This is a genomic window from Actinomycetota bacterium, from assembly GCA_019347675.1.
In the GTDB taxonomy this organism is placed as follows: Bacteria; Actinomycetota; Nitriliruptoria; order Nitriliruptorales; family JAHWKO01; genus JAHWKW01.
The window spans coordinates 1-11,601 of sequence record JAHWKW010000039.1 but is presented as its reverse complement, the minus strand read 5'-3'; the positions used below and the strand labels follow the sequence as shown (position 1 = coordinate 11,601).

The window sequence follows — 11,601 nt, the reverse complement described above, 5'->3', positions numbered from 1 at the left end:
CCTGCCGTTCCCTGACGGTGCATTCGACCAGGTCACGTCCGTCTTCGGGATCATCTTCGCGCCCGACCACCATCGGGCGGCCGCCGAGGCGCTACGTGCAACCCGACCCGGCGGCACGATCGGGATCACCGCATGGCCGCCCAACGACGTGACAGCGCAGCAGTTCCGGATCGTGCGCAGCCACCTGTCGCCGTTGCCGCCCGGCGCGCCAGACCCGCTGGACTGGGGGGTGCGCGACCACGTCGGCGAACTGTTCGCACCGGCCGAGACCACGATCGAGGTCCGCGAACGGATGTTGACGTTGCGCTACCGCTCGTGGGACAACTGGCGCTCCAGCAGCGAAGCCCACGGCTTGTCCGTCGTGGCGAAGGCGAGCATGCCGCCGGAGCGCTACGGCGCCATGGCAGCGCAGATCAAGGCACTCATCGAGCAGGTCAACTACGGGCAAGACGATGCAGTCGTCTACGACGCCCGCTACCTCGAGATCCTCGTCACGACACCACCACCCCGCAAGCTGTGAACGCTGACCGGGACTCGCGTCAGCGGCCACGCCCAGCGGCGCCGCACGGCGAGGACGAACGGCGGCTCGTGCGGTGTGCGAGCTGTTCGACTACGCGGTCATCGCTGGGCTACGTCGCGACACTCCGACGCCGGCGCGGCGACGGGCCACCGCGCTGCGGCAGCGTCCCCGTCGAGGCACCCGTCGTTGCTGAGCAATCCCCGATCGCGGCGCCCTAGGGCCCACCGTTCACGGGTGGTGCTTACAGGAAGGTAAGCAGTCGGCTACATCGACTGAGGGCCTCCCCGGGGGGCGCGAGGGTGAGAGCGCTACAGCAGAGACCCCCACACTGCCGCGCCTCCCGATCCCGCCAGCCCACGTGTCACAGCTGCGTTGTACGTTTCCAACATGACCCGGCGGCGGCACCCGAAGAAGGAGGTCGAGGCGGCATTGCGTTACGCGGAGGACCGCGGCTGGACGGTCGTGCCCACGGCCGGCGGTCACCGCTGGGGCTACATGCGCTGCCCCCAACGCACCCGCCAGGGCCATCAGGAGTCGGTGTGGTCGACACCCCGCAACTCCGACCTACATGCGGCTCGGCTACGGCGCGCAGTCGACCGCTGCCAACACGTAGGAGACCTACCGTGACGCTGTACCACTTCACCCTCATCGTCGAGGGCGCCGACCTGCAGACCGACGCCCGTCTCGACTCTCTGTGGGAGGCTGGCTGCGATGACGCCACCTTCGGCGTGGCCGCAGGCGTGCAGCATGCGGCGTTCGATCGCGAGGCCGACTCTTACGCCGACGCGGTGGTGGCCGCCATCCGCCAGATCGAGCAGGCGGTCCCCGAAGCGCGCGTCACCCGGCTGGAGACTGACGAGTTGGTGACCGTGGCCGACATCGCCAGACGAACCGGCCGCACCCACGAAAGCGTCCGTCTGTTGGTCTCGGGCGGGCGCGGCCCGGGCAACTTCCCACCGCCAGCGGCACGGGCGGAGCAGCGCAACCAGTTGTGGTGGTGGCCCGACGTGATGCAGTGGTTCACCCGTGAACTGGGCTTGGAGCTTCCCGCCACCGCCGGCCAACAAGCCGAGATCGCCGCAGCCATCAATGCCAAGCTCGCACTTAGGGGTCTGCGCGAACGCCTCGACGAGCACGACGCCAGCGTTCTCGAGCAACTCTGAGTCAGGCTGGCACGACCGGACCGGGCCGGCGAGGCCGCGGCTCGATGCACGAGGCGGTGAACACCCTCGGCGAAGACTGCCGATCTCCTACGGCCGTGGGGCGCAACAGTTGAACTGCGCCGTGCCGCCGAACGAGGTTTGCGCCGTAGTCCCGAAGCGGCCAGTAGCGGCGGCTCTGATGAGAGTCAGTTGCCGCGTTCGTTGACCTGCCAGGCGAAGAACCACCCGTCGGAGCCGGGACAGGGTTCACGGCCTTCATACGTTTGGCCGTAGCCGCCGCCGAGTTCCACGCGGTCGCCGACGTGTAGCCGGGTTGTCCCGCCGGCGTCGATGAGCCGGGGCGGGTCGTCTTCGGCGTACCATCCTCGCGGCCATGCCACCGACGTCCGGGTTCCACCCTGGTCCAGGTAGAAGCATCGGTCGTCCGGGTCGAAGCGCAGTCGCCCGTGAGCTGCGGCCAAGTCGCCGCCTTCACCTTCGCGCGTCGGGATAGTGGGAAGAACGATCGCAGAGGATGAGGCCGGAGCCGGTTCGTCGTCCACGAACGGCATCGGAGGGTCCCGGAACAGCGACGCTCCCAGCAAGGCCCCGCCAACGACGGCGACAACCACGGCGGCCACGGCCGCGCCCAACGCGAAGCGCCGCCGGCGACGGCGGATCTGTACGCGCGCACGGATCTCGTCGACGTCCGCCATGGACGACGGTGTCGCGGCACCGCGTTCGAGCAGCTCGGTTACTTCAGGGGCGGACATCCCCGACCTCCCTGTCCGACTCGAAGAGCATGTCGTGAAGGCTGTCAGTCGCCCGGTAGGTCAGCGACTTGACCGCCGACTCGCTTGCATCCATCTGATGGGCGGTCTCGGCCACGCTCATCCCGACGTAGAATCGCCAGATCAACGCCTGCCGCTGACGTTTGGGCAGCGATGACACCGCCCGGCGGATCGCGACCTTGTCCGCGACGTCGGGATCGCGGTGAACATCGTCGGTCTCCTGGGACTGGCGTTGTCGTGCTCGCCGTTCTGCTCGCCGGCGCCGGTAGTACGAGTTCGCCAGGTTCATTGCTACGCGATGCACCCACGCTCCCGGGCGAGCCATCCGGCAGACCTCATCCCAGCGTTCACACGCACGGACGAACGCCTCCTGCGCGAGCTCGGAGGCCACGTCGGCATCGCCGCAGTACAGGCTCACCGCGCCCACGACCCGCGGAAGCTCGCGGGTGTAGAAGTCGTCGAACGGTGTAGTGGACTCCAACGGTCCTCGTCCGGGGGCAGCGCGTCGAGGTCGTACGCCCCGGCCAGGGTGTGGATGTCGGCCTGTTCGAGCTTCATGTGCTCACCCCCAGTGTCTCACGGAGCCGGATGAGGCCGTCCCGGAGCTGGACCCATCGGTTCTCCTCCTCGATAGTCGTGGATGTCGCTCGTGTTTCGGGACAGCAGACGTTCTAGATTGGTTCGAACCCGTACCCCGGTCAGCGTGTGACGGTGACGGTCCCGCGCATCTGTCCTGGGTGGAAGCGACAGAAGTACTCGTAAGTTCCGGTCTCCTCGAAGCTCCAGGAGAACGTTTCACCTCGCCCGTTGATCTCGCCGAGCTCTCCCATCACGCCCTCGGGTCCGGTCGGATCGTCGGGCGTGCCGCCGGTCACGGTGTGCGCGAACTCGTCCTCGTTGGTCCACGTGACTGTGGTGCCGACAGCGACGCTGATGTCGCGCGGGGTGTAGTCGAAGGAGACGATGGCCACCGAGCTCGAGGGCGCGCCTGGGGCTGGCGCCTGGGATCCTTGGCCGCCGCAGTCGCCCATCACGACAGCGACGAGGGCCAGGACGGTGAGTCGTCGAGGGAACATGGGGTCCTCCAGTTACTGTAAAGAGGGCAAGAGCGCTGGAGGGCCCGTTTCGACACGAGCCCTCCAGCCTCTGTCAGGTGTCTGTCGTCAGCCGGTCAGCGCCGCCGCGAGTGCGTCGATCGCTCGGGTGAGCGTGTCGATGTGGCCCGACAGCGACTCGGCGACCGCGTCGGCAGGCAGTTCACCGCCGGTGACCTCCTCGAAGAAAGCGCCCGCTTGCTGGCGGTAGCCGTCGAGGTTGTCCAGCGCCTGCTGCTTCATGTCGTCGTCGTTGCCGGCGGCGCCTTCCGCGTAGTTGACGAAGAACCCGATGTGCTCGCGCCACAGGTCGAGGAACGCGTCGCGCTTGTCCTCGCCCGCGACCGAACCCACAACGTCCGCTAACTCGACCGAGTTCTCATCGAGCGTGTCTGCCGCGGCTTCGAAGGCGGGGCTGTCGAGACCTGCCGAGTAGGCGGTCTTAACCGCGATCCCAGCCAGGTAGACGTGCTCCTCCAAAAGGGTCGACAACGTGACGTAGGCCTGTACAGCCGGCGCCTCGATGTCGCCCTCGAGCCCCGCGGCGGCGGCAACTCCGGAGGCCAGCGCCTTCGCGGAACCGTCCTCACCCACGTGGGTGGCAGCTTCCTTCAGTTCGGCGAACACCGACGTATCGCCGGCAGCTGCAGCGTCGATCGCTTGGGTGAGCGTGTCGATGTGGCCCGACAGCGACTCGGCGACCGCGTCGGCAGGCAGTTCACCGCCGGTGACCTCCTGGAAGAAAGCGCCCGCTTGCTGGCGGTAGCCGTCGAGGTTGTCCAGCGCCTGCTGCTTCATGTCGTCGTCGCCGCCGGCGGCGCCTTCCGCGTAGTTGACGAAGAACCCGATGTGCTCGCGCCACAGGCCGAGGAACGCATCGCGCTTCTCCTCGCCCCCGACCGAACCCACAACGTCCGCCAGCTCGACCGAATTCTCGTCGAGGGCAGCCGCTGCAGCTTCGAACTCGCGCGAGTCCAGGCCGGCGGACAGCCCCATGTCGACCGCGATGCCAGCCAGGTACACGTGCTCCTGCAGCAGCGTCGCTAGCGAGGCGTAGGCCTGTGCCGCTGGGGATTCGATGTCGCCCTCCAGGCCCGCGGCGGCGGCCACCCCGCCGGCGACCGCCTGGGCGGACCCGTCGTTGCCGACGTGGTTGGCTGCTCGCTTGAGCGCGCCGAACGGGTCCTCGCCTGCAGCGTCCTGACCCATGTCGTCGTGCGTCTCGGTCTGCTGGTCGGAGGTCTGCTGAGTGCCGGGGTCGTCCGTGCCGCTGCCGCAGGCAGCCAGCACCAGCGCCGCTACCGCCGAGACGGCCACCAGGCGGCCGTTGTGAGCTAGGTGTCGCATCTGAATCTCCTGATCCGTTGCGGTCCATGTCGAGCGGTGGGCGGCTCCCCTAGCCTCCGTTCCGCTCTCAAAAACGTGGTTCGCAGCCGGCGACCGCACGGATTGGTCCGTTCACGAAACGATTCAGGTGGCATCGATCCCGATAGAGCGAGCCTCTGAGGGTGTCGACGCGCGGGATACGCAGCTGTACCGTGCCCACCCGGGTGTCCCACCGCCGATCGCGGTAGCCGTTTCGGTGCGTGGCACGCTGATCGGGGTTGCGCGCACGTAGCCGGCGCCGCTCTGCGCCGTGACGTCCACGTCCATCAGCGCGTGGGCCAGCACACGAATACGCAGTTCGAGGATGACGCGGTGGTCTTTCCTCTTGCAGCCTCACGTTCGGTGAACACGGACGGTGTCACGCGCACCATCACCACGGCACGCTGAACGGCTACCCCTCAGCTCCTCGGGACGCGCTTACAAGCTCTCCGGAGAACCCGAATCAGGACGGTGACGTTTGCGCGAAGTCAGAGGGTTGCCGTGAGCACCGGCTCGGACGTTGGCTGACGCGAGCCGTTCGCCGGTTCGATTGTGACCGCGACCTGCTCGACGCCGGATAGGTCACCATGCGCGACCACTTGGAAGGTGCGACCGTGCTGGTCGGGTCGGAACAGCCCGGCCGGTCGCGCTCCGCTGGTGTCGATGAACCACAGTTCGTAGGTGCGACTGTCGTCGATCACCGGTAGGCCTTGGGCGACGATGATGGCCTGGTCGGCCCGTGCGGACGCGATCAGCTGCACTTTGCCTTGGAATGTGCCCGTGAGGGTCACGGTGCGCAGCTCCCCAGCGGCAAGGACGTCGTAGGCCGCTTCCGTGCGGGCCTGAAGATCGTCGATGCTGCCGTTGAGCTCTGCGATCACCGCGCCGAGCCCTGCAACGATCACAACTATGGCAGCGGCAGCGATCGCGACAACATTTCGGATCTGTGGCCACGTCCACGTCGGATGGTTTTGCTGCCCAGTGGGGCCAGGATCTTGGGCGGTGACCTCGATCGTTGTTAGGATGCGGTCACGCAGCGGTCGGGGTGCGGGCTCCTCGACGGGCACAGCCAGCGACGCTGCGGCCGCTCGCAATTCGTCGACTTCTCGTCGGCATCCCGGGCAGGTCGCCAGGTGGCTTTCGAACGCGCGGCGTTCGTCGTCGGGCAGCGCATCGAGCGCGTACGGAGCCGACAGGGTGTGGATGTCAGCGTCGGAGGTCACGTGCCCACCTCCATGGCGTTGCGTAAACGAATGAGTCCATCTCGCAGACGCGTCTTAACCGTTCCCAGGGGGACGTCGAGGATTTCGGCGACCTCCCGGTAGGTGTTCCCGCCGTAGTAGGCCAGCTCAATCGCTTCGCGCTGCAGGTCGGTCAGTTCTCCCAGCGCACGGCGAATACGTTCGTGCTTGAGGGTGGTGTCAACGCCATCGGCGACCACGTCGAAGCCCGCCGAGGGGTTGTCCACGGCGGCGCGGTGGCTGCGATCTCGCAGGCTCTGTTCCCGTCGGACCCGATCGACCCCTCGCCGGTGGGCCAGAGTGAGCAGCCATGTGGCCACAGCTCCGCGGTCGCGGTCGTACGAGCGGGCCTTGCGCCAGGCCTCGACAAACACCTCCTGGGTGACGTCCTCCGCGTGGGAGGGATCACGCACAACCCGGTGCACCAGCCCGAATACGCGGTCGGCGTACCGATCGTACAGCGCGGAGAATGCGCTGTGGTCACCGCCTGCGACCATGGCCATCAGCGTCTCGTCGTCGGTCACTGACCTGTCGTGGCGACCCGAAGCCCGCAAGCGGCGAGGACGGTTGACCATCGATCTCCCAGTGCGTAGGAAGCGGTGCCCTTGTTGGCTCCCTCTGCGCTGACGGCGGCACTTGGCCCCGCAGCCGAGCTGCGGGGCCAAGACTTACCGGTGGATCCTGTCGGGCCCGATCACGGGGCCCGCGCCGACTCCAGCAGTTGTGCGGTGGTCGCTGTACGCATGGCTCAGTACAGCCATGCTAGCGGTCCTGGGCGACCTTGCGGACGTAGCTCATCAGCGTCTGGCTGATGGTGTGAATCTCGTGCTTGTCGCGCAGATGCTCTTCCACCTTGCGCTGAAGCTCGTCGTCCGTTGCCGCTTTGAAATGTCCGCTGCAGTGGGCGCCGGCGTCCCTTCACCGAAACTCGTAGGCCATAGTCACTCCTTCCTCGTCCTCGTGGGCTGTTTCGTTCTGCCTGTCGCCCGCAACCGAACATGTCGATCGGGCGATTGGCGCTACTGTGGGGATTTCGATCCGACCAGTCGGTCTCCGCGTGACTGTGAGCTGGTCGTGGACGGCCCGCGTGAGGGCCCGACGCCGACGGCCGTCGCAGGCGTGCGCTCCGCTCGGTGCTTGACAGCTGTGCGGGTGACCAGGCCGCTGAACGCCAACGCGACCAGCCCTGTGCCCAGGTGCAGGAAGTTGTCCGCCGCCCATGTCCCATCGATCGACAGGATCTGCAGGTAGCCGGCAAAGCCCAGCGCCGCCGCCAGCAGGTACACCGCCGCGATGCCGAGGTTGGTGCCCTGCACCGCCGCGCGATCGCGGAGAGCCAACCCCGCTGAGAGAGCCAAGGCGCCCACCCCCAGGTGAACGACGTTGTGGAACGGGTTCACCTCGAAGATGAGCAACGCCTCGTCGCCGTTGGCGAGGAAGTTGTCGAAGCCGGTCACGAAGAAGCCGGCGATGCCCACAACCAGGTACACGGCACCCAGTGCGAACGCGAACGTATGTGCAATCGAACGTCTCAAGCTGTTGCCTTCCGGTCGGTTCACGCGTGGTTCGTAGCCCCACGACGTCCGGATTGGTCGGCAACCCTGGTCGAAAGTCGGTGCCGCAGCCACGCCGCGGTCGCCAAAGCATCATCGCTGCCGTGAATCAGGAATCAGTGATGAAAGCGCTCCTGCTGGTCGACGGACCGTGGGTCCTCGCCGGCGGCCGCCTGCCTCAGGGCACGAGTGGGCCACAGAAGGTGGAGGGCCTCGCGCTCGTCCGCGTCGCGGGGTCAACCCTCCACGTCATCGCCGTCATCGATGCCCACGACCCCACCACGGCCTCGCAGGCGGTGGAGCTCGCGGTCACGTTGCCCTAACGGTGCGGTCCTGGTCCGTGGGCTGCTCCACCACCCGGCGGAGTTGGGCGAGGTAGCACTCCGCGAAGCGGAGCGCGGCTTCAGGACCGAATTGGGGATGGCGGTAGCGGAAGGACAGGTGCAGCCGGTCTCCGACCGTGATCGCCCCGATGGACAACCCGAGAGGCATCCTGGCGGGCGCCGAGAACCAGCACTCGACCGTCTCTCCCACGTCGTGTCCGAACGACGGTGGATCGTCGATACGTCCGAGGTTGGACAAGATGGCCGTGTCGGTGAAACGGCGGTCGAAGACGTCGATCATGGCCTGCTTGACCCGCAGCGGCAGGAGCCACGACCAGCTGAGGAGTTCCAGGAGCGACGTGCCCAGGCCGCTGCGCTTCTTGCGGCTGGTCTGGGCCGTCACGGCGGTCAGGGTCGCCGCTGCGCTCGACCGTCGGCGGGGCGTGGTCGAGACCCTCGCGGGAAGGGAGAAGTTGCCGACGATCTCGTTGCGGTGATCGGCCGGACGAAGGTTGGAGGGCACGAGAACGGTGATGCGGCGACAGGGGGATCGGTGACGGCCGTTCCACGCCGCGACGGCAAGGTGCAAGGCGGCCACGAGAAGGTCGTTGACGCTGCCGGGGTGCGGGAACTCGGCGAGGCGTCGTGTCTCCTCGGTGCTGAGCCGGACGTGGTGAAAGCCGTAACCGGGGCTCTCACGACCCTGGTCAGCGGCGAGCCGGGCAGGGGGCGCAAGCAGCTCGCGTAGCCGTTCTGCCAGGGCAAGGTACCGGCGCGCCCTCATGGAGGCATCAGCTGGGGCGTGACTCCCCATGAGGTCGCGGGCGGCGAAGAAGTCGACGTCGGCGAGAGGATCGGCCTCGCCGGCGTAGGCACGGGCGATCGAGTACAGGATCCGCAAGCCGCCGATCCCATCCGTGGCCGCGTGGTTGACGCTCAGCATGAGCAGGTCCCCGTCGCGCTGTCGCACCAGTCGGATGCGCAGAGGAGGCGACGTTGACAGAGGGATCGGCATGCTGTGCAGCTCTGCTCTCGCCGATGCCACGGCGGCGGCGTCGACGTGCCGGCTCACCTGCAACGGGTCGACGTCGAGCGTCGGAGGGGCTTCCCAATAGCTGCGGTTCCAGGCTTGCTCGGCGGCCGCCTTGCGGGCCCGCGCCATGGGATGGCGGCGGAGGGCCTCATCGATCGCGGCTCTCAGCCGGCGTTCGTCCAGGCTGCCGGCCACCCGCACCTCCACCTGGACGTTCCAGGGCTCCGCGGGCGTGTCGAGCAGGTGGACGACCTCGTCCACGAGGTTGAACGAAATGCGTTGCACGCGTTCGTCGGTGCGGGGAAGCAGCATACGGCGGAGTCGGTCCAGATCGACGTCGGCCGTCTCGGAGCTTCCGGGACGTTCACGCATGAGCTGGTCGAGCAGGTCGGGGCCGACCTCGACGCTCTCGCCCGCCGTCGGGCACCGCTCGGCGCAGTGCTGGCCGTGCGGCAGGCTGAGAACGTCCTTGACCGCGCCGACGACGTTGTGCACGGCGACGCGCCAGAAGGCGTAGCGCGCCACGCCGTCTTTCGTGAACCGGACAGGAGAGTACCGGTCGACATGAGCGACGATCCGTCCCTTCTCCAGGACGACGTGCACGCTGTGCTCGGCTACCGTCTCCCGGTAGGATACCGCGCCTGGGTGGAAGATCCGCCCGACCGCGTTGTCACGGTAGAAGCGTCCACTCGCCTCGAGGGCACGCATGAACTCCCACGGATCCGGCACTCGAGGGTGCGTGGCACCCTCCGGGTTGCCGACCGTCTTCTCCTGACCCACGCTGGCATCGTAACCCACACCACGCGGTGATCAGGATGGGCGGCCCACCAGGTCGCCAGCCGCGGGGCGGCGCGCTGCGTTCGGACGAGGCGTCGGGGACGGGCCGCCGCCGATGTCGATATCGGACCGGGGGACCATTGGATCGCACGTCCAGCCGGCTCAGCGCCTGCTGCTCGAGGCGAAGAATCTACTGAATTCTCAGAGTGATCGGGCAGTGCCTAGCACGCATCATCATGTTCTCCCGGTCCTATCCGTCCCACGGCCCTCTCACGCCCTTCGCTGTCATGCTCGGACGACTCCGATCCGGCTCTGACCTGGGTCTGCCACCGACGCGGCATCCGCCTTCTTCGTTCGTAGGTCCCGGAAGTTGATCGACTTGATGCTGATGCCGACCACCAACCCACTCTCCTCGGTCAAGCTCGCCAGCCGCCCCCAGCTCGAGAACGCTCTCATGGTCGCCCGCCCCGGCGACGAGCTCCTGGTCACCCGGCTCAAGGCTCGGCCGCTCGCTGAAGCACCTCGTCGACCTCGCCGGCGACCAGCAAGCCCGTTAGAAGTCCCGGAACTCTGATCACCCATGCACTGCGATCAGCGAGGAGCCCTTGAACTTGCGTCGCCGTCGTCAGTTTTGGGCCGTCGCCTTCGACGACGTGGAAGCGGGGTTGCAGGTTGAGTATTGCCAGGTCGTAGCGTTGGCCTATCGCGTCGCGGGTGACGCGGTCGTCGACGGCGACCGCGACCTCGACGACCTGCCCGGGCACATCGAGGCTGTTGGCGTACAGGACCCGACCGGGAAGGCGTCCGCGCAGATCCTCATCAGCGTTGATGGCCACCTGCGCACGCGCGAGTTCTTGCTCGGTGTAGCGGGCCTCGATGACACGAAACGCGGGCGGCCACAGCCGGTCGATGGCGGCCCGGTGCTCCTCGACGTGGTCGGTGAACGCCAACACCAACACGGTGTGGTCGTCCCACCACATACCGGCGAACTCGTCGACGTGATCCTGGGTGTTCACCCTTTTCGGGGCCGTCCGTCGGCATCTGCGGCTGCTCGCCGATGCCACGACGGCCATCGTGGCGGCGTAGCCGTGGTTGCGGGCGGCGATCCGCGTGTGAGCAGACTTAGAGAATCGCGCATAGCCGCGTCCGGGGAACCGGATCAAGTTCAACAGTGCCGGTCGCTGCGTGGTGGCGTTATCACGCGGGAGCGGTCGCCCAGTGTCCAAGCATGATGGGAAGACCCCCCGTGGTCGTCACGGCCATCACGTACCGTTACCGCGCAGCCTGGCTGAGCGGGGAACCGATGCCGCGCGCAATTTGGAAGCGCATGCTCGATGCGTCGATTGCCGAGGCCCTGCTCGCCGTCGACCTCTATAACCGGCCGAAACACGAGCGCAGGGTTGAGGCCTTCTTCGTACACATGCACCTAGTGTGCCGTCCGCTAAATACGCTAAATAATGGCTGGGCGGGTGTAGATTCCCTGTGACGGGCTGATGGTGGCGACCAGGAGCTGGCATGGGGCGTGCGGGGCGACCGACGGTGGTGATCGAGCTGAACGACGACGAGCGGCAGACCTTGCAGCGGTGGGCGCGGCGGCACACGTCGTCGCAGGCGTTGGCGTTGCGCTGCCGGATCGTGTTGGGCTGCGCGCAGGGTGCCAGCAACGTCGAGGTCGCGGCCGAGCTGGGGTGCAATCCGGTCACGGTGGGCAAGTGGCGGCGCCGGTTCGCCGAGCATCGCCTGGAGGGGCTGGTGGACGCTC

15 protein-coding genes and 1 pseudogene are annotated in these 11,601 nt (G+C 67.4%); 5 read left to right on the top strand and 11 right to left on the bottom strand.

Going from position 1 to position 11,601, the window contains the following annotated elements; translation table 11 throughout:
- From KY462_16090 to KY462_16080, 3 genes are all read left to right on the top strand, one after another.
- Positions 1–520 (top strand): class I SAM-dependent methyltransferase (locus KY462_16090; protein ID MBW3579217.1); only part of this gene is annotated, 520 nt, incomplete at its 5' end.
- A gap of 387 nt (positions 521–907) precedes the next feature.
- Entirely contained in the window at positions 908–1,147 is a 240-nt protein-coding gene (locus KY462_16085; protein ID MBW3579216.1) for a hypothetical protein, read from the top strand.
- On the top strand, positions 1,144–1,683 hold the full coding sequence (locus KY462_16080; GenBank protein ID MBW3579215.1) for a hypothetical protein: 540 nt from the start codon (positions 1,144–1,146) through the stop codon (positions 1,681–1,683). Before KY462_16085 ends, KY462_16080 begins: the two co-directional genes overlap by 4 nt.
- Before the next feature lie 185 nt (positions 1,684–1,868).
- On the opposite strand, the gene KY462_16075 is transcribed toward KY462_16080, so the two are convergent.
- The 9 genes and pseudogenes from KY462_16075 to KY462_16035 all read right to left on the bottom strand — a co-directional run bounded on the left by KY462_16075 (position 1,869) and on the right by KY462_16035 (position 7,688).
- Positions 1,869–2,435 carry an FHA domain-containing protein gene (locus tag KY462_16075; protein MBW3579214.1) on the bottom strand — a complete coding sequence of 189 codons (567 nt, stop codon included), beginning with the start codon at positions 2,433–2,435 and terminating at the stop codon, positions 1,869–1,871.
- Positions 2,422–2,934, bottom strand: coding sequence for a sigma-70 family RNA polymerase sigma factor (locus tag KY462_16070; protein MBW3579213.1), 513 nt, complete (start codon positions 2,932–2,934; stop codon positions 2,422–2,424). Before KY462_16070 ends, KY462_16075 begins: the two co-directional genes overlap by 14 nt.
- 217 nt (positions 2,935–3,151) lie before the next feature.
- On the bottom strand, positions 3,152–3,529 hold the full coding sequence (locus KY462_16065; GenBank protein MBW3579212.1) for a cupredoxin domain-containing protein: 378 nt from the start codon (positions 3,527–3,529) through the stop codon (positions 3,152–3,154).
- Between the two features lie 87 nt (positions 3,530–3,616).
- Positions 3,617–4,894, bottom strand: a complete 1,278-nt coding sequence (locus KY462_16060) for a hypothetical protein (GenBank protein MBW3579211.1) — start codon at positions 4,892–4,894, stop codon at positions 3,617–3,619.
- A 67-nt stretch (positions 4,895–4,961) separates the two neighbouring features.
- The gene (locus KY462_16055; GenBank protein ID MBW3579210.1) at positions 4,962–5,270 is read right to left on the bottom strand and encodes a transposase; all 309 of its coding nucleotides are present in this window, start codon (positions 5,268–5,270) and stop codon (positions 4,962–4,964) included.
- A gap of 130 nt (positions 5,271–5,400) precedes the next feature.
- The gene (locus KY462_16050) at positions 5,401–6,135 is read right to left on the bottom strand and encodes an anti-sigma factor (protein ID MBW3579209.1); all 735 of its coding nucleotides are present in this window, start codon (positions 6,133–6,135) and stop codon (positions 5,401–5,403) included.
- A complete protein-coding gene (gene sigK, locus KY462_16045) occupies positions 6,132–6,728 on the bottom strand; it encodes an ECF RNA polymerase sigma factor SigK (GenBank protein ID MBW3579208.1) in 597 nt (198 codons plus the stop codon). Before sigK ends, KY462_16050 begins: the two co-directional genes overlap by 4 nt.
- A 187-nt stretch (positions 6,729–6,915) precedes the next feature.
- Positions 6,916–7,068, bottom strand: a pseudogene (locus KY462_16040) (DUF1059 domain-containing protein).
- A gap of 104 nt (positions 7,069–7,172) precedes the next feature.
- Complete coding sequence (locus tag KY462_16035; protein ID MBW3579207.1) at positions 7,173–7,688, bottom strand: DUF4383 domain-containing protein; 516 nt, start codon at positions 7,686–7,688, stop codon at positions 7,173–7,175.
- 140 nt (positions 7,689–7,828) lie between these two features.
- On the opposite strand from KY462_16035, the gene KY462_16030 reads away from it, so the two are divergent.
- The gene (locus tag KY462_16030) at positions 7,829–8,029 is read left to right on the top strand and encodes a hypothetical protein (protein MBW3579206.1); all 201 of its coding nucleotides are present in this window, start codon (positions 7,829–7,831) and stop codon (positions 8,027–8,029) included.
- On the opposite strand, the gene KY462_16025 is transcribed toward KY462_16030, so the two are convergent.
- Positions 8,016–9,842 (bottom strand): hypothetical protein, encoded by a 1,827-nt coding sequence (locus KY462_16025; GenBank protein MBW3579205.1) that lies wholly within the window; start codon positions 9,840–9,842, stop codon positions 8,016–8,018. The genes KY462_16030 and KY462_16025 overlap by 14 nt on opposite strands.
- A 491-nt stretch (positions 9,843–10,333) precedes the next feature.
- Positions 10,334–10,855 (bottom strand): hypothetical protein, encoded by a 522-nt coding sequence (locus KY462_16020; GenBank protein MBW3579204.1) that lies wholly within the window; start codon positions 10,853–10,855, stop codon positions 10,334–10,336.
- Positions 10,856–11,354: 499 nt separating this feature from the next.
- Between KY462_16020 and KY462_16015 the strand changes: the two genes are divergently transcribed.
- A partial coding sequence (locus tag KY462_16015) for a helix-turn-helix domain-containing protein (protein ID MBW3579203.1) occupies positions 11,355–11,601 on the top strand: 247 nt, incomplete at its 3' end.